Origin of the sequence: Joostella sp., from assembly GCF_048266025.1 — a bacterium.
Taxonomy (GTDB): Bacteria; Bacteroidota; Bacteroidia; order Flavobacteriales; family Flavobacteriaceae; genus Galbibacter; species Galbibacter atrarenae.
The window spans coordinates 21,445-46,611 of the sequence record NZ_JBLXAF010000004.1 but is presented as its reverse complement, the minus strand read 5'-3'; the positions used below and the strand labels follow the sequence as shown (position 1 = coordinate 46,611).

Below are 25,167 nucleotides of genomic sequence, written 5' to 3'. Positions count from 1 at the left end.
AACAATATAATTTATGGAGTATTATATCCAGATACCATTGCTAAAAATTTTAAGCTTCGGATGGATTCTAATTTGACTTTGAGTAGATCTTCTTCAGACTCATTTTCTGTATCTGTTACTAAGAGCAAAATCTCTTCATTTGAAGCTTCTGCTATTTCGCAACCAGAAATTAATTGTAAGTCTTTTATTAAGGCTTCTTTTTCCCCATCATATGGAAGTACTATATAACTTTTAATAGGCATATATTAATAATTAATTAAATGTATATGTATAAAATTACGGGGGAAATAGTTGTTAGAACATGACTTTAATCATACCAAAATAAAAATATCCTCAACTAGGCATAAAACCATATTCTATTGTTAAATTACAAAAAAAATAACTTAACTAATTGAAATATAATGATATTTAGAATCATTTTAAGTAATAAAAAAGAGAGTTGAATTTATTTTAATATAGTTTATTTTCTATCACATGGAAATACACCACTACTTTACTTTTACCTTGAATAATGAAGACGTACTTTTGCAGATATAAATTACATGGCACTCTAACTAAAAGATTGTGCATTTATAAAACAATCCTAATATCAATTAATTGTCATCCTTATATAACAAAGATGGAAAAAGATATCAGTAACATAGAAGATGTAAAACTCCTTGTCAATGATGTTTATGATAGAGTTAGAAAAGATGATTTACTAAAAGATATTTTTAATAATATCATTCAGGATAGATGGCCTATTCATCTAGAAAAAATGTACACATTTTGGGAAACTGTATTATTAGATAATCATACTTATTACGGAAGTCCATTTGCTCCACATGCAAAACTTCAAGTCTCTAAGGAACATTTTGATCGTTGGAAATCTCTTTTTTTTGCAACTATTGAAGAAAACTTTAGTGGAAAAAAGGCTGATGAAGCGAAATGGCGTGCCGAAAAAATGGCTGAAATGTTCCTCTACAAAATTAAATACCTAAGAAGCTAGCCCTACTTTTTTAAGGACTTTTTTGTTTATTATCTTCTTTTTTAACCTAAAAATACGTGTATACCGTCTGTCGGTAGGATATTGTCTGCTTGAAGTTATATTATTGAATATTAAAGCTACTAATAACAAAATAAGACAACCTGTAAGAACTGGAGAAACCACATACATATACCCAAGACTTTTAACCTTTTCAGACCCTATTACAGCAATAAGAGCTGTTGCACCTCCTGGAGGATGCAATGTTTTGGTTATTTGCATTAATACTATCGAAAGTGCTACCGCTAAAGGCGCGGTAATCCAAATGATATCTGGCATTATTTGAAATACTGTAACACCTATTAAAGCAGATATAACATGACCTCCAATTAAGTTTCTTGGTTGCGCAAATGGGCTTTGTATTGATCCATATACGAGTACACTAGACGCTCCGAAAGATCCTATTAAAAATAAATTTTCATAGTCTGTTAAAGACTCACTATGAAAAAAAGCCATCAAACCTATTCCTATAAAGGCTCCTACAAAAGACCAAAAATGTTCTCTTATATCTATTAGAGTCTCTTTATAAACAACATACCTTGTTATTCTAGCGCTTCTTTTTATTTGTTTTTTCAATGCCTATATTAAATTTCCTAGTGAACTATTTTTCAAACTCACTGCAAAAATAATTCACTAGAAAATGTTAGGCTATAAATTGAAATAATCAAACAAAATCATGTAAATAGTTGATAATTAAAAAAGACTATGCCTTTTCAGCCACCATATGACTTAAAATATCTTTAGCCATTTTTTCAAGATCATAGTCATGTTGCCAATCCCAGTCTAATCTAGCTCTCGTATCGTCAATACTATCTGGCCATGAAGCTGCAATTTCTTGACGGAAATCTGGATTATATTTAATTTTAAAATCAGGATAGTATTTTAACAACACAGAATACATGTCTTTTGGACAGAAACTAACCGCAGACACATTATATGAAGAACGTACACTAATATCCTCTTTAGGAGCGTCCATAAGATTTAATGTCGCTTTAATTGCATCTGGCATATACATCATAGGCAAATACATATCTTCCTTCAAGAAACATTCAAACTCTTCATTATTTATAGCTGCTCCAAAAATCTCTACAGCATAATCTGTAGTTCCACCTCCGGCAGCAGATTTATATCCAATTAAACCAGGATACCTAATACTACGCACATCTACTCCATACTTTTCGAAGTAATAAGAACACCAACGTTCACCAGCAAGTTTTGAGATTCCATATACTGTAGTTGGATCCATAACACAATCTTGAGGTGTATTATCCATAGGCGTATTCTTCCCAAAAACAGCAATCGAAGATGGCCAATATATTTTATCTATCTTCCCTGCCTTTGCAAGCTCAAGTATATTTAAAAGACTATCCATATTTAATTTCCAAGTAAACAATGGATTCTTCTCTCCTACAGCAGACAAAATTGCTGCCAAATGGTATACTTGAGTTATTTTATATTTCTCAACAAGAGCTTCTAAACGATCGTTATCTAAAACATCTAACACTTCAAAGGTACAGTAATCAAACTTCGCTTTTGCAGCCTCGTTGATATCTGTAGCAATAATAGCATCCCCTCCGTACTTATCTGCTAAAGCTGCTGTAAGTTCAGATCCTAGTTGTCCTCCTGCTCCTGTAATTAATATTTTGACCATATATATATTTAAAAATTCTTAAAAAATAATCTTTTGAAAAGTTTAAATTTTCATTTTCGCAAATATCTTTAATTTTTAAAAGATTATCCCTACAAATAACATTTTTTTAAAGAAATAATCCACCTAAAATATGCCTAATTAGTAGGCTGATACTTTTTTACGACAAAGCTAGTCATCGAATCTATAAAATCATTACTTTTGTTTAAAGAATTTCTTATTTAGCATGAACATTGTAAAGGAAAATTTCAGTATAAAAGACCTAGAAAATCTTTCAGGTATAAAAGCTCACACCATACGTATATGGGAAAAACGCTACAACTTATTAGAGCCTGAAAGAACTGAAACTAATATTAGGTTTTACTCTCTGAAAAATTTACAAAAACTCTTAAACATAACTTCATTATATAACAACGGATATAAAATATCTAAAATTGCTAAAATTTCTGATGCTGATATTCAAATATTGGTAAGAGAAATCTCTTCTAAAAACACTAATGAAAGCCATATTTTAAATGATTTGAAAATGGCTATGATGAATTTTGATCAAGCACTTTTCTATGCTGTTTATAATAACCTTTTAGCAGAGAGATCTTTTCGTGAAGTATTTTTTGATGTATTCATTCCTTTTTTAGAAGAATTGGGAATGTTATGGCAAACGGCTACAATAACGCCCGCTCATGAGCACTTTATAACACATCTTATCAAACAGAAGATTATTATAAACACCGAAAAGCTTCAGCAAGCTAATCCAACAAATAATAGCAAGGTGTTTGTTTTATTTCTTCCTGATAATGAAATTCATGAAATTGGACTTCTTTATTTGAACTATGAAATTATGCTCCGTGGATACAAATCTATTTATCTGGGACAAACACTTCCTATTCATGGGCTTCAAAACATAGCCAATCATCATGAGAATATTATTTTCCTTTCTTATTTTACAATCAGCCCAGCAAAAGAACTAGTAGAAACTTATCTAGAAGAGTTAAATGATTGCATCAATACTGATAAAAAGCATGATATTTGGGTTCTAGGGCATCAAATCATAAACTTAGAGCTCTCTGAGAAATTTGATAACGTAACGCTGTTTCATAAAATAAATGAAGCGATAGAAAGATTATAGCACTAATCTTTTATTAGATTATCTAAAAGCTCCCTCACGCTATCACTGTTCCAATTAGCTGCTCCTTTTTCATTTATAACAATCTCACCGCTCTTATTTATAAGGTAAGAAGCCGGAATAGAGCTTGATGATAATTGTGCTGGTGCATTTGCTAAAGCGCTATAAACAGGAAAAGTATAATTATGCTTTTCAACAAAACTTGTTGTTACTTCTTGCTTCTCATTGCTTACAAACAAAAAAGTAACCTGATCACCATAATCGGTATACAATTTTTGAAAAGAAGGCATTTCTGCAATGCAAGGAGGACACCAAGTAGCCCAAAGATTAATCAATAAAATCTCCCCTTTAGCACTTTCTAAATTAAAATGCTCTCCATTCTGATTAAGCAACTTCCAATTATAGTCCTTCAGTACTTCACGACTTTCAACAGACTCAATCCCTGGTGTAAAAGCAAAAATTCTATTAACAAAAACCTTAACATGCGTACCAATAGGAGTAAATAAAATTACTAATATTAGTACTAGGAAAAGTAAATTACTAATCTTTGATTTATCTATCTTCAAAACTTATAAATTAAAAAGTGCACCTTCACAATTTATGAAAGTACACTTTTTCAGCAATGATATATTTAATATTACGTTAATTTATCTAGTTACAGATCCTGTAGGTAAACTACCTAAATTCAACCCTAAATCATGTGTAGTCGGTGCAGTCTCTGTTCCTGCAGCTCCTGCCAAAGGTTTTAAAGTAAATGGCGCAGGAGAGTTATCTGGAGAAGGCTCAACAGAAATAACAACCGTCTTCCCTCTCACATCTAAAGGAAAAGTAAAACCATCAGGTGCGTTTAAGAAAAAATCTTCACCTGGCACTGGTGGGCCAGCATTTGCCTCTGTACCACTAAAAGGGTTTCCACTATCTACAGCATCAAATTCTGTAAACGTCCCCGTACTTAAAGGGCCTTCTTCTGCTACAACCCATCCTTCATAAACCCAACCAGCTGGAAGTGTTGGTAAATCTAGTCCTGCTGCAGGAGGTGCACCAGGAATTCCGAACCAAATTCCATTTTCATCATTCCCGTTATTAGTTCCAGTTTCATCAGTTGGAGTTCTTAGGAAAAAACTACCTGTAGCTCCACTGAAGTCTCCCACAATTCCTGTTGTTAATGAGGCACTGTCATTAGAGAAATCACCCACTAATATTTTAGTATCTGCTGGAGCAGGATCAGAATCATTTGTTGGCTCTATGGAAAGAACAAATGTAGTTGCAGCGTCCAATATAGACTCTTCAATAGCAAAATCTGTCTGAGAGAGTTCTCCGTCTGCATTCACCGAAAATACTCCAGTACTCACTGGACTTCCGTTAACTATAATCCAACCTTCATACATATAATCAGCTCCAAGGTCTTCGAGGCCATCAATATTTAATGTAAGTGTATCTACATCTACACCATTATTATCGTCATCATCACTACACGATACAAACAAAAGAGATCCCACAAGCAATGCTGCCAAACCATTTCTTATAATTTTTTTCATAACATTTTGATTTAATTATTATAAGTCTAAGTTATGAATTGTAAAACCCAAGAAATGTTAGCTAGCTAACATTTCTCGATTTTTAGATAAAATAATCTCTTTTCTATCATAAACTAGCAGTCCTTCATCCTTTAAATCATTAAACAAACAATTAAGAGTAGGCCTAGAAGTTCCCAGTAAACTAGCCATATCTTTTTGTGTATAGGGATGTTTTATAATACGATTCCCTGTGTATTTACAATCATATCCGTATTCCTCTGAAAGTTCTTTTAGAAATTCTACAAGTCTAGATTTAGCATCTTTAAATAGCAGTATTGACAAGCGTCTTTCAATCTTTTTAAAACGAAGTCCTATAAACTTATATATTTTTAAGCTGAAGTGTTGATTGTCTCTCATTAAGTCCAAAATTGTATCCAAAGACAAACAACAGATACTTGTGTCGGACAATGCCATTGCGAACTCATTTCTGTTTTCTTCGCCTATAATTGCTTTTTCACCAAAAACATCTCCTTTTCCATGAATACTTTTTACAATCTCTCTTCCATCTTCTGTATAGTAACCAATTTTCACTTTTCCACTTTCTATCAGAAAGATCTTATCTGAATTATCTTTTTCAAAATATATATAATCTTCCTTAGAATATTCCTGAAAAACATGTGCCTCTTTATAATTATCAAACTTATGCGGACATAGAATATTAAAAAGATTTACGTCTATTAGTGACCATGTACATGCCATTTTGATGATTTTAAGTTACTGGTTAGTAATAAAGTCGATAAAATGATCAAGTACTTACAAAAAAAAGCTCCCGATTTCTCGAGAGCTTTCAATATATATTCTGAATACTTACCTAAGAAGCATTTTCTTTTTTAATAAGATTCAATGCAGATCCTTCATTATACCATGCAATCTGAGAATCGTTATAAGTATGATTTAACTTAATAACATCTTTAGATCCATCTGCATGAACAATCTCTAATGTAAGAGGCTTGTCTGGCGCAAACTCATTAAGATCTAAAAAGTTGAAAGTATCATCTTCTTGAATAAGATCATAATCGTTTTCATTTGCAAAAGTCAATCCTAACATCCCTTGTTTCTTAAGGTTTGTTTCGTGAATACGAGCAAAAGATTTTACAATTACAGCGGCAACACCTAAATGTCTAGGCTCCATTGCTGCGTGCTCTCTAGAAGAACCTTCTCCATAGTTATGATCTCCAACTACTACAGAATAAACTCCTTTTGCTTTATAATCACGAGCTACATCTGGAACTCCTCCAAACTCACCTGTTAATTGATTTTTTACAAAGTTTGTTTTCTTACCAAAAGCATTCACAGCTCCGATAAGCATATTATTAGAAATGTTATCTAAATGCCCACGGTAACGTAACCAAGGTCCAGCCATAGAAATATGGTCTGTTGTACACTTACCAAAAGCTTTAATTAACAATTTAGCTCCTTTAATTTCACTTCCTATTGGCTCAAAAGGTGTTAATAACTGTAGTCTTTCTGAATCTGGACTTACAGAAACGTTAACTCCAGTACCATCAACTAAAGGTTCTACATATCCTGCATCTTCTACAGCAAATCCTTCTGGCGGTAACTCAATACCTCTAGGCTCATCTAATTTTACTTCTTCTCCATCTTCATTAAGAAGTGTGTCTGTCATCGGGTTGAAGTCTAAACGTCCAGAAATTGCAATTGCAGCAACCATCTCTGGAGACCCTACAAAAGCGTGCGTATTTGGATTACCATCCGCACGTTTCGAGAAGTTTCTATTGAATGAATGCACAATAGTGTTTTTCTCTTCTCCTTTTAAATCACTTCTATCCCATTGACCAATACAAGGTCCACAAGCATTTGTGAATATTGTAGCATCTAAGTCTTCAAATATTTTTAGGATTCCATCACGGTCAGCAGTAAAACGTATTTGCTCCGAACCTGGATTAATTCCAAAATCTGACTTCGCTTTAATCTTTTTATCTACCGCTTGTTTTGCAATAGAAGCAGCTCTTGTTAAATCCTCATAAGAAGAGTTAGTACAAGATCCGATTAATCCCCAGTCAACTTTTAAAGGCCAACCATTTTCTTTAGCTTTTTCACCTAGCTGTCCAACTGGAGTAGCTAAATCTGGTGTAAAAGGTCCGTTTAAATGTGGTCTTAATTCATCTAAATTGATTTCAATAACCTCATCAAAATACTGCTCAGGATTAGCATAAACTTCATCATCTCCTGTTAAGTATTCACGTACTTCATTAGCTGCATCTGCAACATCTGCTCTATCTGTAGAACGTAAATAACGCTCCATAGAATCGTCATAACCAAATGTAGAAGTTGTAGCTCCTACTTCAGCTCCCATGTTACAAATAGTACCTTTACCAGTACAAGAAAGGTTTTTTGCCCCTTCTCCAAAATATTCTATAATTGCTCCAGTTCCTCCTTTTACAGTAAGGATTCCAGCTACTTTAAGAATTACATCTTTTGCTGAAGTCCATCCGTTAAGACTTCCTGTTAATTTTACTCCAATTAGCTTAGGGAATTTTAGCTCCCATGCCATTCCTGCCATAACATCTACAGCATCAGCTCCACCAACACCAATAGCTACCATTCCTAATCCACCTGCATTTACAGTGTGAGAATCGGTACCAATCATCATTCCACCTGGGAATGCATAGTTTTCTAAAACTACTTGGTGAATAATTCCAGCTCCTGGTTTCCAGAAACCAATTCCATATTTATTAGATACTGAACCAAGAAAATCGAATACTTCATTACTTGTTTCATTTGCACGCTTTAAATCTGGTGCAGCACCTTGTTTCGCTTGGATTAAGTGATCACAATGTACCGTTGTTGGAACCGCTACTTTTGGTTTTCCAGCTTGCATAAACTGTAAAAGTGCCATTTGAGCAGTTGCATCTTGACACGCAATTCTGTCTGGTGCAAAATCAACATAATCTTTACCTCTTGTAAAAGCCTCTGTTGGTTTCCCTTCCCAAAGGTGAGAATAAAGAATTTTCTCCGATAAGGTTAGTGGCTTACCTGTTAGCTCACGAGCTTTGTCTACTCGTTCAGCCATAGTAGCATAAACCTTCTTAATCATATCAATATCAAAAGCCATATTATTTTGTATATTATTTAATTTGAAAGTCCTGCGAAAATACGAAAAACCAAAGAGTTATTAAAGTTTTTAAGAAAACATTCAGGAGTCTATCTTATTTTAGAAATAATTCATGAAAAAATAATTTTCAATAAATTTAATGTAAAATAAAATATCGTTTTTTATGATATAGTCAAAATATGAACTCTAAAAATTAGAACCCCTTAGTAAATAAATAGATTGACTACCAAAGTCGTAGTATTTTGTTAAAAAAATATATTCTATTTTATAGAAAAACCCCGCTTATCATTAAGAAATAAGCTTTTTTAAATGAAGTAAAACGATTAGATTAAAATAAGGAAGTTATGATTTTCTCAACGGACAATCCTTCAGCATCAGCCTTATAATTCCTCAAAATTCTATGTCTTAGAATTCCAGTCGCCACAGCTTGTACATCTTCTATGTCTGGAGAGAATTTACCATTTACTAGCGCATGTGTTTTTGCCGCAAGAATTAAGTTCTGAGAAGCTCTAGGTCCCGCTCCCCAGTCTACATACTCATTAACCAAATCTGTAGCCAATTCTGAATTAGGTCTAGTTTTACCTACTAATCTCACTGCGTATTCCACAACATTATCTGCTACAGGAACACGGCGAATTAAATGATGTATTTCTATGATCTCTGAAGCTGAAAATAAAGGCTTCACTTTTGTTGTTACATCTATAGTTGTTGCTTTCACTACAGCGACCTCCTCTTCAAAAGAAGGATAGCCAAGTTCTATTGCAAACATAAAACGATCTAATTGAGCCTCTGGCAGCGGATAAGTTCCTTCTTGCTCAATTGGATTTTGTGTTGCTAAAACAAAGTATGGTAAATTTAACTGGTATTGATGCCCAGCTACTGTAACCGATCTTTCTTGCATTGCCTCTAAAAGTGCAGCTTGTGTTTTAGGAGGCGTACGATTAATCTCATCTGCTAAGATAATATTAGCAAAAATTGGTCCTTTAAGAAACTTAAACTCTCTATTTGTATCGAGAATTTCACTTCCTAAAATATCACTAGGCATAAGATCTGGAGTAAATTGAATCCTCTTAAAATCTAAACCTAAGGCAGTCGCAATTGTATTAACCATTAACGTTTTTGCCAACCCAGGAACACCTATCAAAAGGGCGTGCCCTCCAGAATATATCGCCAATAAAATTTCATCGACAACTTCTTCTTGCCCAATAATCACTTTTGCAATTTCTTGCTTTAGGGCTTTATGCTTCTTTACTAGGTTTTCTACAGCGGCAACGTCAGACATGGATTATTATTTCTTTAACCAATTATTAGCAAAATCACAGTCTCTACTTCCTGAAGATACACTTATGTATGTGTCTTTTATCTTCTCGTCCATCCATTTCCCAATCTCATCAAACTGCTTTTCTTTTAAAGCAAGCTCTTTAATTTTTACATAATCTTGAGAGTAATCTGCTTTATGAGATTTATATCTTTCAGCTACTTTTAATAATTTAAACTGAACTCCTGTTCTTGTTTCTTCCATTAACGGCTGAGAAATCTCATCTCCCTCTAAAGGACTAATTTGACTGTATAATGTAGGATCCATTTTGGTAAGCTCAAACTTCGTGTCAAATGTTTGTGGGTTTCTTAAAACCCCACCATCAAAACGAGTTTCTTTTTCATCTGAAAAATTACGAGCAGCTTCTTCAAAAGTAAATTTCCCTTCAATAACCTTAGTTCTTATACTATCTAATTCTGCTTTAGTATCATCAATAGCTTCCTGAGATATTTCTGGACGCAATAATATATGACGCACATCTCTTTCTTGTCCTCTTATTTTTTCAACAAAAACAATATGATATCCAAAATCAGACTTAAAAGGCTCAGATATCTCTCCTTGCTTTAAACTAAATGCAGCATCCTTAAACTCTTGAACAAATCCAGAGCTTTTGGAAATCTTATAAATTCCTCCATCTTGGTTTTTTCCTGGATCTTCAGAATATAATGTTTGTTTTATAGCAAAACTGGCTCCATTCTCCTCTACATCTCTTTTATACTCATTTAATTTATCTACAACTTCTTTAACCTCTTTTTCTGAAGGCTCAGGAACTTTTACAATCTGAGAAATTTCTACCTCATCACCAAATACTGGTAATTCATCTTCAGAAAGCTTAGCATACCATTGGCGAACTTCCTCTGGAGTAATCTCTATCTCTTCTACTACTTTAGCTTGCATTCTAGAAGATAATTGTTGTGCTTTTACTATTTCAAACAACTCTTCTCTAAAACTCTGCTCATCCTTTTTTCTATAGAATTTTAAAAGTTTCTCCATAGAACCAACTTGATTCACTAGGAAATCTAACTGACGATCTACAGTAGAGTTTACTTCAGCATCAGAAACAACAATACTATCTTGAATAGCTTGATGCGCATACAGCTTGTCTTCCATTAATCTTCCAAGAACTTGGCAACGAGTAATATCTTTAGTAGATGCTCCTTGTGTCTCCATATCGATAAAACTCTTATCGATATCCGACTCTAAGATTACATAATCTCCAACCACGGCAGTTACACCATCAATTTTCTCACGTGTTGTATCAACAGCAGTTGTATCAACAACAGCATTTCCGTCTGCATTACCCGCTAAAGAATCATTATTCTCAGCAATTATTGCATTTGTAGTAACCGCAAGGGAATCTGCAGTTACCTCTTGCGCTAATACAGGTGTAATTGCAAACATCAACATAAATCCTGCTACATAAATAATTTTGTTCATTGTGATTATTTTTTATTCTGTTGTCTTCTCTTTTATTTCAAATATTTCAAACTCTTTCTTGCGAGTAGCTTCATCTAAAAGATCTTTTTCAAGATTTTTTATAAACTCTAACTTTCTCTTGTTCAAAATAATTTTCTTTACTGTTGGCTCTACATATTCTAAAGGAGCCATTTCAGTACGATTAAGCACTTCATTTACAGCGACCAAATATACTCCTAAAGAATCGGAAAGCTCAAAAAAATGTTCTTTTTTTAAGTATGAATCTTTATTATCAGTATTAATTTGTGGAATTTTTTGTACTACTGAAGATGATTTTACCCAAATAGAATCATTAAATGTATAAGCCTTAAATTTTATTGCTGAATTTTTCAAGTATTCTTTATCCTCCTTGTCAAACCTTTGGAAAGCCTCTTTTGTATGATCAAGATCTGCATACCCACTTGGTAAACTTATATATCTTAATTTCACCAAATCTTCATTAAGCTTAAAGTTTATCTTATGCTCTTCATAAAAATGTTGCAATTCCTCTTGACTTACTGTAGTATCCATAGATTTAGCAATAAGCCCCTCCTTATAAGCATTTATAAAAAGATCAGCTCGGTATTGCTTTATTAAATCTTCAAATTCTGATTGTTTATCTTCTGAAAGATTAATTTTAGCTTTCTCTAAAAGTATTTGTTGCTGTGCCCAACTTTGAATATAGTTATTCACGACAATCAAACTATCTTCTCTAGATATATTACTATTTAAAATCTTCTTTATATCTGATTTTAAAAGATAGTTATCTCCAACTTTTGCTACAGCTTCTTCTACAGGCTCCGTTTTAAAATAACTACAGGAAACCAGTAGCATTACTGTAAATACACTTATATATATTTTTTGCATTCTTGATTTAATTCTTAAAGCAAAGTCTTTAATTCGAACAAAAATAATAATTAGCCTATATGAATCAAGCATTTTAACAACACTATAAGATAGTTTACAATAATTCCTCGAAACATAAAGCCAATCAAACTGATAACTCTTCCTCTTAAATAAACCCAAAGGGAGTAAATACTTTTCGACATGCATACCCATCGATTCTGAAAATTAAAAACGAAGAAGATTAAGGCTAAATCGTGGTTATTAATAAATATATTTACAAAAAATTTCTCCTCATGCAATTATTAAAACTCATTTGGGATTTTAGAAGTCCTACAGCACACGATACTGCAAAACATTATGAAATACATTTAAAAGAGTTTATGGCAATAGATAAGATTCCTTATTTAAAAGCTGGTGTAGAAGTTATTGTACCCGAAGAGCACGCTATAGCCTTTATAATTGTAGACCAAGAACATATGAAACCCGTAAGAGACGCCTTAAAACCGCATCGAGGACTTTACTATAAAGAGGAAGAATAACAAGTTTTATTTCCGAAGAATTCTATAAAAAAGAGAGGCTTTTGTTTAACAACAAAAGCCTCTCTTTTTTATATCAACTAACTAAAGTACTAACGACTATAATTAGGAGCTTCATTTGTAATTGTTACATCATGAGGGTGACTCTCATGAATCCCACTAGAAGTAATCTTAACAAAGCGTCCATTATCTTTTAAATCTTCTATGCTACCTGCTCCACAATATCCCATTCCCGCACGAAGACCTCCAATAAATTGGTGCATACTTTCATACAACTCTCCTTTATACGGAACACGTCCTACAATTCCTTCCGGAACTAATTTCTTAAGATCATCTTCAACATCTTGGAAATAACGATCTTTACTACCATGTTGCATGGCTTCAACAGATCCCATTCCTCTATATGATTTGTATTTTCTTCCGTCGTAAATAATAGTTTCCCCTGGAGACTCTTTTGTTCCCGCAAGAAGAGAACCTAACATCACACAGTCTGCACCAGCTGCAATAGCCTTAGGAATATCTCCTGTATATCTAATTCCACCATCAGCAATTACAGGAACTCCTGTTCCTTTTAAAGCTGCTGCTACTTCTAAAACTGCAGAGAATTGTGGAAAACCTACTCCTGCCACAACACGAGTTGTACAAATAGAACCAGGACCAATTCCCACTTTTACAGCATCTGCTCCATTCTCCACAAGATATTTAGCTGCCTCAGGAGTTGCAATATTCCCTACTACAACCTCTAAATCTGGGAATTCAGTTTTTACTTGCTGTAAAATAGTAACTACTCCTCTTGTATGACCGTGAGCAGTATCTATAACTACTGCATCTACTCCTGCGTAAACTAAAGCTTTTGCTCTATCCAAAGCATCTCCAGTAACACCAATAGCTGCAGCAACACGCAAACGCCCAAAAACATCTTTATTTGCAATAGGTTTTTGAGTAAGCTTAGTAATATCTCTAAAAGTGATTAAACCTATAAGTTTATTATCTTCTGATACTACAGGAAGTTTTTCAATTTTGTGCTTTTGTAAAATTTCTTCAGCATCAGCTAAAGAAGTTCCTTCTGCTGCAGTTACTAAGTTTCCAGTTGTCATCACCTCTATAATTGGGCGAGAACTTTCTTTTTCGAAACGTAGATCACGATTCGTTACAATTCCCTTTAAGAATCCATTATCATCTACCACAGGAATCCCTCCGATACTATGCTCACGCATACTATTTTTAGCATCCTCAACATTTGCAGTTAATGGCAAAGTCACAGGATCGATAATCATACCACTTTCGGCACGTTTTACCTTCCTTACTTTTAAAGCTTGCTGCTCGATAGACATGTTTTTATGCAAAACACCGATTCCACCTTCTCTAGCAATAGCAATAGCCATTCTGCTTTCGGTAACAGTATCCATTGCCGCAGAGACAATAGGAACATTAATCGTAATATTTCTTGTAAATTTTGTTTGTATGCTTACTTCACGCGGTAAAACCTCTGAGTAATTCGGAACGAGTAGGACATCGTCGTATGTTAAACCTTCACCAACAAACTTTGAATTGTGAGCTTCCATATTGCAACTTATAGTTTAGTTGCACGCAAATATACTGCTTTTTTTAGGAAGTATATGCCTGTTTTTTATTTTATGAATATCTTAACTCTATTTTTAAATTAATAGAAAATTTTAAGTCAAAAGACTACTAAAAACGGAGGTATTTAAATCAATCTGTTATTATAAGATTACCATTTAAACTGTAATGTTGTATACCATGTAATAGGTTCTGCAGGTAAAATTCCTGGACCTGGGTATCCAGTTGCTCTTCGTGTAAAATAACTATTATCTAAAAGATTATTAACTCCTGTTTCTATTTTCCATTTTCTAAATGTATAGGCTAAAGAAAGATCCAAAATATCATACGAAGGAATCTCCCCTATTATTCCCGATGAACTACTAAAATCTCTAGGTGCATTTGTTGCATCTGTGTATTGACTAGACAAATATGTGTATTGTAAGTTCCCTTGGAAATTTTTATAACCAAATTTAATTCCAGTTTTTAAATTTACATGAGGTACAAACTCAACTTCTTTATCTTTTACATTTTCCTCTTCTGAATTTATATATTCAGAATTTGTAAATGCAGTATTTGCAAACACACTCAACTGCCAGTTATTATAATCTTGAAAAAAAGTGGAAATAAGATTCCATTCTGCAAAAGTCTCTACACCATAAATAACTGCATCCCCTATATTGCCTCTAAATCTTTTCTCTTCAATATCACTTATTTTTCTGCTAATAACTCCAATTCTGTTGTTGTATGATAAAAAATAAGCACTAACATCGTAAGTAATAATATCTGAAAGTTTCCCCCTTACACCTAAATCGGCTGTATAACCATCTTCATCTGTTATATCAGGATCCACAGTAAATGATGGATTTACCACCCGAATATCATTATAGGTAACAGAACGATAATTTTGAGATATATTACCGTACAACTCCAAAGAAGCGTCATGTTTATAACTTAAACCAAGTCCTAACAGCACAAAAGAACGATCGAACAACCTATTATCTTCCAATTCTTCATTAAGAATAGGATTCCCTGCTAGGTCAAGAATTATATTCTTGTAAGTCCCTTCGCTTTCTGTTTTTATATATTCGAATCGAAACCCTGGGGTTACAGAAAACCCCTTTACTATATTAAATACATTCTCTCCAAAGACCGCAATATTACGATTTGGAAATGTAAAATCTGACTGCCTAGGATAGTTTGGAAATTCGTCAGAATAAAATTTAAAATCCGCATCACTTCCATCACTTCCTGGCCCCTGGATTTCAGAATTATTTGCTTGGTAATATTTAGAGCCTATTAGGAAAACGGCATCCCTTTTTGCTATCTTGTAACGATGTAACAATCTAGCTTCTGCACCCCAATTTTTAAAATCTCCAGAAATAAAATCTCTAGGTGTATTCCCTTCATCTACTTGATCCACCCTATTTTCTCTAAAACCTAGAGCATCTCTTGTAGCATCTAATCCAAATACATTTAAACTAAAGTCGGTTTTTGAAGAAAACTGATGCTCAAACAACAATGAATACAAACGCCAATCTACCTGAAACCAGTTTCTATATCTATTACTATAAGTAGGATCCTCTTCAAATTGTGCGTCTGTAAGCCCACCTGGTTGCTTTGCTAAGTAATTTAATAATGTAGTTTCTAAACTCAGCTTTGTATTATCTGTGAAATTATACCCTAAATGGACATAAAAGTTTCTAGAATTAAATTCAGAATTCGGTCTAAACCCACCCCCTTCTTTGTAATTAAAATGGGTATAGTATTCTAATTTCCCTACCGTACCACTTAAACTATTAAAGCTAGTAAAAAGATCATAAGAACCTAGTGTCTGTCTACTTACCCACTCTAATTCTTTATTTGGATTAGGTTTTTTCATTTTGAAATTCACAAGTCCTCCAAATTGAGTCCCATATTGTAGAGAAGCAGCTCCTCTCACCACTTGTATTTCACTCAAAGCTTCCGCAGGAGGTGTATAATAACTTTCTGGATACCCTAAAACATCTGCACTAATATCGTATCCATTCTGCCTTGTGTTAAAGTTTGCTGTTCTATTAGGATCTAAACCACGACCTCCAATATTCAATTGTAAACCTGCGTCACCGTTTTCATAGATATTAAGACCAACAACCTGAGAGTAGATTTGCCTTGGATTATTCGCAGCTGTATTTCCTACAATCTGCTCCATATCCACTACTTCACTTTTCTTCCCTGCATAGATAGCAGTCCCTTCAACATCACGCAATTTTTTAAGAGCAAACACCTTTTCCTTTTGCCTAGTTATAACAACCTCAGAAAGTTTTTCGTTAAGCGCTTGTAGTGTATAGTCTTTACTTAGATCACCATTTACTAACACTGTGTCTTCAATAATTTGAAATTCATAAGAAAAAACAGTTATAACATGAGTCCCTTCTTTTAAATTATTTAACTGATAAATACCATCACTATCGGTTTGCACTAACTGCCCCGATTGAGAATCGTATATTTCTACTCCAGCTATTGGGTTGTTTGTTTCTGAAGATTTCACAACTCCACTTACACTATGTTGTGCGAACAACGTAGTTAAACTAAATAAAAAAAATAATGTTACTTTAAAGTCCTTTAATGTCATCTTTGAAAGGTAATATCCAGTCTTTATGCTGGAATGATTCTTTTTCTTTTAATAAATTGGTTTTATTATCTACAAACCTTGTACTTCTTCTACCGTTAAGTGTTACAAAACTATCTACGTAAATTTCTAGATTCTCGTGACCTTGTTTAGCAAAATGAGAACCTAAATAATGCGCGTATTCAAGTATGAAATCGGCTTGTGCAGCCATTTCTTTTTCCTGAAAGGGAGTTAAAAAATCGGCGTTATCTACATAAAACCACTTTCCTGTTTTACTATTTACAATTTTAAATTGTGCATATCCTGTTTTTTCAATTAACATTACCCTCCAAGAAAAACGGAATCCCTCTTCTGTCCAAAACAACTCTCCTGGATAAGCTAAATAACGCCATGGTATTAATAATTGTATAAAAAAGAAAACAGCCAGCATAGGCACTAAAATCTTTTTAACCTTATACACAGGGTACAACTCTCTTTTTTCTGAAGTATTAAAGCGAAATACTCTTTTTAAAAATTCTAAAATTTTTATATGAAAACTAGCATCAAAAAAAACTAAAGCACTTACTATCATAATAAAAGGAAACATTCCAATAGGAAATAAAATCCTTGTTAATACATGAAAAAACACAACTGCAAAAAATGCATAAGGCCTCGTTTTTTTATTCAACAATAAAAAAGGAATGGAGAGATCGTATGCAGCTCCACTCCAGCTAAGGAAATAATGCATCCACTCTTGCTGTAACAAGCTTCCTATTAATGGCAAGTCATATTGAGTAGGAAGCCATATTTTTAAAGGCATTGCCTTAAAAAGCCAATCGCTATTTAACTTTGCTAAACCAGCATAAAAGTACACTATTCCTAGGAGCAATTTTATACTATCTATAGTCCATTTCGGCATTTTATAATAAGCTCCATCGTTTTTTGCATCAACAGAAAAATAAGCATTAGCTGGTAGAAAAATCATTAAAAAACTAAGTAATGATATAAAGTAGTAATGATTTAAATAAGTAGTTTTATCCATTAACTCTATATACGTAAAGCTAATAAAAAACACGATTGTAGAAAGACGATACTTATAGCCCACAGCAATTCCGATTGCAGAAGCCGCACAAATAATAAATATTAAATACGTATAAATTCCTAATGGTTTAACCCACTCGAAACCATAGTAAGAAAAGAAAAAATTTGGTTCTATATAAAGCTGATCTATCCAACCTCTTAAAGCAAAACGTACAATACTCAAAAACATCATTATACCAAAAAAAATACGAAAGACCGCCAATGGGGCGGCCTCCGTGTAAGTATTTAAATAATGTTTTATATAGTTATTCATTTCTTAATTCAATTAGCACAACTATATACTAATCTCCGTCGTTATCTTGATAAGAAATTGTCACGTTTAAAGCAGAAACCATATCATTTTTAAACAAAATAGTGTTTACTTGCAACAAATCTCGCAACCCAATAAGAGCATTATTATTATTTTCAACTTCATAAGAAAAGCTATCATTTAATTTTGAAGCCTCCTCTCTAATCACATCAAACTGTTCTGAAATATCGTCAGCAAGCTCATTTTGATCTAACCCCTTTAGAGCATCATAAAGACTAGCTCCAGAAATATTAGTAGCTCCAGTTCCTAAATAAAAACCCTTAGAAGCGTCCAGTGCTTTCAAAAACAACTCTTTAGACATATCATTAACATAGTAAGCCTCAACACGATCTGGAAATTGTTGCCCTGAAAGAGCACCTGCGGGGATTCCCACCTTTCCACTTCTAAGAAAACGCTCATAATAAGACACATATGCATTTACAGTTTTATTAAAAGAAGCATTCACCGCATCACTATCATTATTAACATATGTATCACGGTATCCTGTTTTCCAATTTTCTAAAACTTGCGAACCTAATTTATCCAATCTATTTACTAATGCTAGCAAATAATCTTTTGCTGCTACTTGGTCTTCAAAATACGCTAAAACCATCTCATCGGTTTCTCCTGTACCATAAAGCAAATAATCTAAAGCTGGAAATCCTTGCTCTGAAAATGAAGAAGGTAACTCTAAATTATAACTTTCTAATCCTCCAGTTTTGGCATCTATATTAGCCTTATTAGTTGGATAGATATTTGTGAAATTTCTTAATTGAATTCTTTCAGCTTCCCCAATCTCAAACATTGACACATGCTGCCAAGACAAATAAGCCTCTTTATATGCAACTTTAAGATCTGTTAAACTCTGAATATTAGTTTCTACAACAAAATCATTTGCAGCTTTTGTAAGTTTAGAAGTTGCACTAACATATGCCGTATAATTAGGCATGATAAAATTATCTGCCCAATTTGTTAATATACTCTTTCGGTTAAAATCATTATCTCCTCCAGTAGGGTTTTCATCTCCATCATTATTACTACTATCAGAGCTACAACCCAGAACAACTAAGGTTACTATTAACCCTATCCATTTATTTAACTTCATATTATTATATATTGAAAGTATATCAATTCAATTTAGACTTATTAATCTACTGCCTGTGCTACGGTAAAACCAAATTTTGCAGCTATCTCTTCAGAGATTTCCTCTAACACTTCAGGAGAAACATCCCATAAACCATATTCTCCTTGCATCATCTGATCTATAAACCCATTTACTTCAGAACTTGAAAAATAAGGAGCATCAGTTTCTGGATCATGAGTAAACTGTAAACTAAAAACAAAACCATATCCTTCTGACAATTCATGAAAAGCACTTCCAAAATCTTCCGCTTCAATAGAAGCTTTCCCTCCCATCAAATAGTGAACAGCTCTTACAGCTGGTACTATTGAAAGATTTTCTTGGATAATTTCTGCTTGTTCATCTCTAACTTCGTAGTTTTTTGCAACGATAGCAGCTCTTCCTAACTTAAAAGCATCAAAAACATTTGCAGCAACTCCATTAAAATCAGAATCTTCATCTACCTGTCCTAAATAGCTATTTAAAAAACGATCATCACCTAATGTCAAATTTGGGTTTGTAGGATCTTGAGAAGCACCGTATAAATAACCATAAGCTTCATCCCACTTATGTTCCATAGTAGTGTAGTTTTTACCATCTTCTACTATATCATCATCATTATTACTTCTGTTATCTCCTTGATCTAAAACATCATCACTCAAATAGTTATTAATTGCTTGATCTAACATTAACGAACCAATAATAGATTTAGCAAAAGTTTGATTATACTCCAAACCATTTGCACTTACGTAACGTATTCTTGTTGATCCAACTCCAGTAATCTGTCCAGCTACTCCTTTTTCAGCAACAACTTCTTGATTAGGAAAAACTTCATTTACCTGAGAAGAAAGAAACCCTTCTAATTTTGTTTTAATTTCATTACTTAACACAGTATTAGTTGCAAAGTATTCTGCAGAAGCCGCAACTTTACTTTTTATACTCTTACCTGACTCGTTTAAAGCTGTATCAGAGAAAGGATTCTCTTCATTTGCATACATATTTAACAATAGAGCTTCACTTGAATTATCAAAATCCATCATTGCAGATGCTAATTCAGTAGCCATTGCAATTCTTTGTGTTTGACCAGTAAAACTTACTGTAGTTTCAGACCCTCTATTAAAAACGTAACTCACAGGAGCAGTGACTTCTATAACCTCTTCACCTCCCATATTATCATCGTCGCTTGAACACGATGCTATAGCTAAAGATGCTATTAATAAAGATTTTGTAAATGTTGACTTCATAATTTATTTAGACTTAATATATATAAATATGAAGCAAATATAGATTATGTTAACGCTTTTAACAAACTTATTTAGATTTAATTTAAATTATATTGTTCTATAATAAAAAGGATTTCAATAGAAAATATTAATGATATTGTTGAAATAAATCTAAAGCTTCATTATAAGCACTTTCAAAACTCATTGCTTTGATATTAGAATCGGCCTTCACAGAATTGGAATAAGAGAATAATTTTTCTGTAGGCATATTTCCCGTAAGTTCATCTGCAGCCATTGGGCAGCCACCAAAACCTTGAATAGCTCCATCAAACCTTCTGCAACCCGCTTTATATGCTGCATCTACTTTTTCATGCCAACTATCTGGAGTAGTGTGCAAATGTGCTCCAAATTCTACCTTTGGAAATTTTGGTATTAAATTAGAAAATAGATAATCTATTGTTTCTCCTGTAGAAGTACCTACCGTATCAGATAATGATAGGATTTCGACTCCCATGGCCGCTAATTTTTCAGTCCACTCCCCTACAATCTCAACATTCCACGGATCTCCGTAAGGATTTCCAAATCCCATAGATAAATATGCAACAACCTTTTTATCGTGTTTATATGCATGCTCTAAAATCTGCGAAAGCAATAAAACGCTTTCTGTAATTGTTTTATGCGTATTTCTCATTTGGAAGTTTTCAGAAATAGAAAAAGGATACCCCAAATAATCAATCTCTGGGTGTGTACATACATCTTGAGCCCCTCGTAAATTTGCAACAATGGCCAATAATTTACTAGAAGTATTAGAAAGATCTAATTGAGACAACACTTGAGCTGTATCTACCATTTGTGGGATGGCTTTTGGAGACACAAAGCTTCCAAAGTCTATAGTATCAAAACCACAACGTAAAAGAGATTGGATATACTGAACTTTTTTTTCAGTAGGAATAAAGGTTTTTATTCCTTGCATGGCGTCTCTAGGACACTCAATTATTTTTACAGCCTCCATTATGAAGCTATTTTTCTTATTACTTCTGAAGTTAATTCAGAAAAACTATCTACAATTAGATCTGCTGCAGACAAATCTTGGTTTCCAGAGTTTACATTTTTAAACCCGATACAAGTCATCCCAGCAGCTTTAGCAGCAGTTACCCCATTATAACTATCTTCAATAACAATAAATTTAGAAGGGTCTTCATCAAAATGAGCTGCTACATTTAAAAAAATATCAGGGTTCGGTTTGCTTCGAGTGATCGATTCTCCACTCACCATATAATCAAAAAAAGGAGCTACTCCAATTTCATCAACAAACCGGTTTATTAATTTTAAAGAGGAAGAGGAAGCCAAAGAGATTGTAAAATCTAATTCTTTCAAACGATTAATAAAAGCAACTACACCCTCCACAGGTGGCACATCTATAGACGCTACTTCAATAAAGAATATCTCCTTATGGAAAGTCATCAATTCTCGAGCATTCGTTTCTAAACTGAAATCTGATCTTATTTTTTCCCACATCGGCACTGCAGCCATTCCCACCAAAGTTTGATGGTAACTATGAGAAAAATCTAAACCTAGTTCTCCAAAAACTTTCCTCAATATTTCTTTATGCATAGGTTCGCTATCCATGATAACGCCATCCATATCAAAAATAAAATAGTTCCTTTTCAAAATCAGTTGCTTTTAAACCAAAGGTAAACAACCTACACAGGTTTCACAAGTGTTTTCTAAAACCCAAAACCGTATGTTTTATAATAAAAGAAACTATTCTATTTATTTCTTAAAAATTATTGGTTTGGCATTTTTCCACTAGGAGCAATCTGAGTTCTCTCGGTAGGAAGGCCATCTGTACGTACATCTACAGACATCACTTTACCGCTCGTAGCACTACTGCTTGCATTTACAAATAAAATCAAGGCCTCGTTTGAAGAAAACCTAACATCTGTATCATTGGTCCCATTTGCTTTTTCAGTACTAATATCAGCAACAGTCCCATCACTTAATCTATGTATATAAATTCTAGAATTTAATTGTCTCCCGCTTTCACTTTCATACCCAGAAGCATCATGTGTATAGAGAACTTTACTTCCGTCTACAGAAATATCTACACCCCCAACGGTTCCTGTTACTCCACTAATAACGGTATGAGTTGTTGCTCCTGAAGCATCGATAACATAAACAGCACCTTCGTAACCAGAAATATTAGTTTCTAAAATAGCTACTTTAGAACGATCAGCACTCTGATCAATATCTAAAATATACCTACCACTTGCAGCGGTATAGAACAGTTGACTACTGCCGCCATTAGCACTAACCCTGTATATTTTATCATAACTTGGGAATATCAATGAAGCATCATTATCTGCCCAAGAAAAACCTAAACGCTCATTATCTATACCTTTAGGAGAAATAGAGCTCGTGAGTTGCTTAAGATCACTTCCATCTAGATTCATTACAAAAAGTTGTGTTTTCCCAGCTACCGTTCTATAAAAGGCAAGCTTACTTGCATCAGAATTTAATATAGGTCTGAAACTATTATAAGAACTGCTAGTAATTTGTGATTCGTTTCCATCAGAATCAATAGAGAATATTACATTATTTCCGTCTACAACCTTTACAAAAAGATAGTCAAAAGTTGGTGTTTTTGAAGTTGTAAAAGAACTTACTTCACTTAAAACAGGGTCATTAATACTATCGGAAACTTTAACTTGCCAGAAATATTTCAATCCATAACTAAGATTATCAACTGTATAAGTAGTATCTTTTATTTCTGTGAACCTTAAAATATCATTATTTACACTATTTTTAATTTCCAACTCATAAGTTAATTCATCGTCTTCACCATCTTCAGCATTCCAAACAAACTGTACAGACAACTCTTGATTAACAGCTCCATCTGCAGGCGCTATTAAAACTGGAGCAGAAGGTTGTTTATTATTAGCAGTCTCTATATTCAGTTCAAAAATTACTTTTGACTCTATTCCTGTCTTCACATTTACTCCTTCAAAAGCAGTTAAATATCCATCTTTATCAGCCTGAAGAGAGTATTCTCCTTCTTCAACATCATTTAAAACAAATTCTCCATTCTCATCAGTAAAAACTGTAGACGTAGAAGGACTGGTAGAAATCTTAACATTTTCAATTGGAGAATTCTCTCCACTCAAAACTACTTTACCTGTTATAGTTCCAGTTCCAAAAGTATCGATAGTATCCTCGCTACAAGCAGCAATACATACTACAAATAATAATATTAAAACTTTTTTTATTGCATTCATCTTGTAAAGTTATTTTGTAGATTGAAATTTATTTTTTACTCCTAAGGTGAAATTTACCCCAAACCCGAAATTATAATAATAATCATCCCGATTACCATTTTCTATATAATCTAGATTATCCGAAAAAGTCATGTTTTGCTCAGCAAATAACTTTATCGAGAATTTCTGATTAATAAAATATTCTAGTCCCAATCCATATTGAATTTTAAAGAATGTGCTCTCGCTATTTTCTGGCGTATCATCATCATCAAAACCAAAAAGAATACCAGGACCTCCATATATAAAAGGTGTTAAATCGTCGTTTGGAAGAATCGTAAGACCAATATTTGTATCTACTGATGCAAATTTCCTACTGAATAAATCTCCATTATTAAGTTCAAAAGTATTTGCATTTAGATTAAGTGATAAATAGCGGGATGCCCGATATTTATAATCAAATCTAAAAACCGGTCGAACTTCAGCATTTCCATAATCACCATTATTAAGGCTAGGACCAAAACTTATACCCAAAGAATGACTATACTGTCTGTCTATGTATTTTCTGTTATAAAGTTTTGTTAATGAAGCTTCTTCTTTTTCTTCTTGATATGCAGTTAATAAAGCATTTTCTTCTGCTACACCATCTTTAGCATGCCATAAATCTGCTTCCATTCCTTCTAAAACCAAACCTTCTACAGCTTTTTCTATTGCTTCTGTTACTGCTAATTGAATAGGTTCATTTCTTGTAAAACCAACCTCAGCTTCTAAAAGTCTTTGAAACTTAACATATTTAAATAAACTAGCATCTAGCGCTTGTGATAATATTGTTTTAGAAACATAAATATTTTTAAGGATTTTTCCGTTAGAAGTAGAAATGGCTCTAAGGTATATGGTCACCCTATCTTGTCTATATTGTGTGCTTCCGCCAACTCCAAAGTAACGAGCTCCCATTCCGCCAGTAATAATATTAGAATCGTAAGACACAATTCCTCCTTCTAATAGAATTCCAGCAAACAATAATGGTGGCACTCCAGGTTTCCCGTCTTGCTGACCTTGATATTCTTGCCTTGTAGAACGTATAATATTACGTTCATTTAATAGATTTCCTATATTTTCTCTTTCTATAGGAGTAAACCACCCAGAATCTTCTAATGCATTTATTAAGATTGCAGTTCCCCCTTGTGTAACAGCTGTACTAAAAGTACTTCCTATTTCGGTCTGCTTGTATTGTCCTGTTAAATCTCTAAAATTATACACCCCAACTACAACTTTACTTTCTGGTTCTGGCAAATTAGTAAGTCGTTTTGTTGCTGCTGTATTTTCGCCTATTCTAGCATCTGTAAAATCTACAGGTTGGTTAAAATAAGTTCCACAACCGGTTATAAACAGTAAGCTTATTCCAGTTAAAATTCGGTTAATCATAATAA

Annotated in this window: 22 protein-coding genes; 3 read left to right on the top strand and 19 right to left on the bottom strand. The window is 33.4% G+C overall.

What is annotated here, in order from left to right; genetic code table 11:
• Window positions 1-11 precede the first annotated feature (11 nt).
• Window positions 12-242: a hypothetical protein gene (locus ACN0TY_RS09005; protein ID WP_236958896.1), complete on the bottom strand. Its 231-nt coding sequence runs from the start codon at window positions 240-242 to the stop codon at window positions 12-14.
• A 377-nt stretch (window positions 243-619) separates the two neighbouring features.
• Here ACN0TY_RS09005 and ACN0TY_RS09000 point away from each other — a divergent pair, with 377 nt between their 5' ends.
• Window positions 620-988: a group III truncated hemoglobin gene (locus ACN0TY_RS09000; RefSeq protein WP_417444226.1), complete on the top strand. Its 369-nt coding sequence runs from the start codon at window positions 620-622 to the stop codon at window positions 986-988.
• On the opposite strand, the gene ACN0TY_RS08995 is transcribed toward ACN0TY_RS09000, so the two are convergent.
• Window positions 977-1,600 (bottom strand): HPP family protein, encoded by a 624-nt coding sequence (locus ACN0TY_RS08995; RefSeq protein ID WP_417444225.1) that lies wholly within the window; start codon window positions 1,598-1,600, stop codon window positions 977-979. The two genes, ACN0TY_RS09000 and ACN0TY_RS08995, sit on opposite strands and share 12 nt — an antisense overlap.
• Before the next feature lie 127 nt (window positions 1,601-1,727).
• Entirely contained in the window at window positions 1,728-2,675 is a 948-nt protein-coding gene (locus tag ACN0TY_RS08990; RefSeq protein ID WP_417444224.1) for an NAD-dependent epimerase/dehydratase family protein, read from the bottom strand.
• Between the two features lie 223 nt (window positions 2,676-2,898).
• Between ACN0TY_RS08990 and ACN0TY_RS08985 the strand changes: the two genes are divergently transcribed.
• Window positions 2,899-3,798 carry a MerR family transcriptional regulator gene (locus tag ACN0TY_RS08985; RefSeq protein ID WP_236958900.1) on the top strand — a complete coding sequence of 300 codons (900 nt, stop codon included), beginning with the start codon at window positions 2,899-2,901 and terminating at the stop codon, window positions 3,796-3,798.
• Between the two features lie 2 nt (window positions 3,799-3,800).
• Here ACN0TY_RS08985 and ACN0TY_RS08980 read toward each other — a convergent pair whose 3' ends face one another.
• From ACN0TY_RS08980 to ACN0TY_RS08950, 7 genes are all read right to left on the bottom strand, one after another.
• A complete protein-coding gene (locus tag ACN0TY_RS08980) occupies window positions 3,801-4,361 on the bottom strand; it encodes a TlpA family protein disulfide reductase (protein ID WP_236958901.1) in 561 nt (186 codons plus the stop codon).
• A gap of 81 nt (window positions 4,362-4,442) precedes the next feature.
• Entirely contained in the window at window positions 4,443-5,333 is an 891-nt protein-coding gene (locus tag ACN0TY_RS08975; RefSeq protein WP_236958902.1) for an anti-sigma factor, read from the bottom strand.
• A 57-nt stretch (window positions 5,334-5,390) separates the two neighbouring features.
• Entirely contained in the window at window positions 5,391-6,071 is a 681-nt protein-coding gene (locus ACN0TY_RS08970; protein WP_236958903.1) for a Crp/Fnr family transcriptional regulator, read from the bottom strand.
• Window positions 6,072-6,183: 112 nt separating this feature from the next.
• Entirely contained in the window at window positions 6,184-8,448 is a 2,265-nt protein-coding gene (locus ACN0TY_RS08965; protein WP_417444223.1) for an aconitate hydratase, read from the bottom strand.
• A gap of 328 nt (window positions 8,449-8,776) precedes the next feature.
• Window positions 8,777-9,730: an AAA family ATPase gene (locus ACN0TY_RS08960; protein ID WP_236958905.1), complete on the bottom strand. Its 954-nt coding sequence runs from the start codon at window positions 9,728-9,730 to the stop codon at window positions 8,777-8,779.
• Between the two features lie 6 nt (window positions 9,731-9,736).
• Window positions 9,737-11,203, bottom strand: a complete 1,467-nt coding sequence (locus ACN0TY_RS08955; RefSeq protein ID WP_236958906.1) for a peptidylprolyl isomerase — start codon at window positions 11,201-11,203, stop codon at window positions 9,737-9,739.
• A gap of 12 nt (window positions 11,204-11,215) precedes the next feature.
• Window positions 11,216-12,088, bottom strand: a complete 873-nt coding sequence (locus tag ACN0TY_RS08950; protein WP_417444222.1) for a peptidyl-prolyl cis-trans isomerase — start codon at window positions 12,086-12,088, stop codon at window positions 11,216-11,218.
• 272 nt (window positions 12,089-12,360) lie between these two features.
• Here ACN0TY_RS08950 and ACN0TY_RS08945 point away from each other — a divergent pair, with 272 nt between their 5' ends.
• A complete protein-coding gene (locus ACN0TY_RS08945; RefSeq protein ID WP_236958908.1) occupies window positions 12,361-12,606 on the top strand; it encodes a hypothetical protein in 246 nt (81 codons plus the stop codon).
• Between the two features lie 89 nt (window positions 12,607-12,695).
• Here ACN0TY_RS08945 and guaB read toward each other — a convergent pair whose 3' ends face one another.
• The 9 genes from guaB to ACN0TY_RS08900 form a co-directional block, all read right to left on the bottom strand.
• On the bottom strand, window positions 12,696-14,168 hold the full coding sequence (guaB, locus tag ACN0TY_RS08940; protein ID WP_417444221.1) for an IMP dehydrogenase: 1,473 nt from the start codon (window positions 14,166-14,168) through the stop codon (window positions 12,696-12,698).
• Window positions 14,169-14,335: 167 nt separating this feature from the next.
• Entirely contained in the window at window positions 14,336-16,777 is a 2,442-nt protein-coding gene (locus ACN0TY_RS08935) for a TonB-dependent receptor domain-containing protein (RefSeq protein ID WP_417444220.1), read from the bottom strand.
• Window positions 16,758-18,107, bottom strand: a complete 1,350-nt coding sequence (locus ACN0TY_RS08930) for an HTTM domain-containing protein (RefSeq protein ID WP_417444219.1) — start codon at window positions 18,105-18,107, stop codon at window positions 16,758-16,760. The genes ACN0TY_RS08935 and ACN0TY_RS08930 overlap by 20 nt, the downstream gene beginning before the upstream one ends.
• Before the next feature lie 28 nt (window positions 18,108-18,135).
• Entirely contained in the window at window positions 18,136-19,248 is a 1,113-nt protein-coding gene (locus ACN0TY_RS08925; RefSeq protein WP_417444218.1) for an imelysin family protein, read from the bottom strand.
• A 41-nt stretch (window positions 19,249-19,289) separates the two neighbouring features.
• Window positions 19,290-20,507 (bottom strand): DUF4856 domain-containing protein, encoded by a 1,218-nt coding sequence (locus tag ACN0TY_RS08920; RefSeq protein WP_417444217.1) that lies wholly within the window; start codon window positions 20,505-20,507, stop codon window positions 19,290-19,292.
• 127 nt (window positions 20,508-20,634) lie between these two features.
• Complete coding sequence (locus tag ACN0TY_RS08915) at window positions 20,635-21,498, bottom strand: hydroxymethylglutaryl-CoA lyase (protein WP_417444216.1); 864 nt, start codon at window positions 21,496-21,498, stop codon at window positions 20,635-20,637.
• Complete coding sequence (locus tag ACN0TY_RS08910; RefSeq protein ID WP_417444215.1) at window positions 21,498-22,157, bottom strand: HAD family hydrolase; 660 nt, start codon at window positions 22,155-22,157, stop codon at window positions 21,498-21,500. Before ACN0TY_RS08910 ends, ACN0TY_RS08915 begins: the two co-directional genes overlap by 1 nt.
• Window positions 22,158-22,273: 116 nt before the next feature.
• Window positions 22,274-23,761, bottom strand: a complete 1,488-nt coding sequence (locus ACN0TY_RS08905; protein WP_417444214.1) for a carboxypeptidase regulatory-like domain-containing protein — start codon at window positions 23,759-23,761, stop codon at window positions 22,274-22,276.
• 9 nt (window positions 23,762-23,770) lie between these two features.
• Window positions 23,771-25,162: a CsgG/HfaB family protein gene (locus tag ACN0TY_RS08900; RefSeq protein ID WP_417444213.1), complete on the bottom strand. Its 1,392-nt coding sequence runs from the start codon at window positions 25,160-25,162 to the stop codon at window positions 23,771-23,773.
• Window positions 25,163-25,167 lie beyond the last annotated feature (5 nt).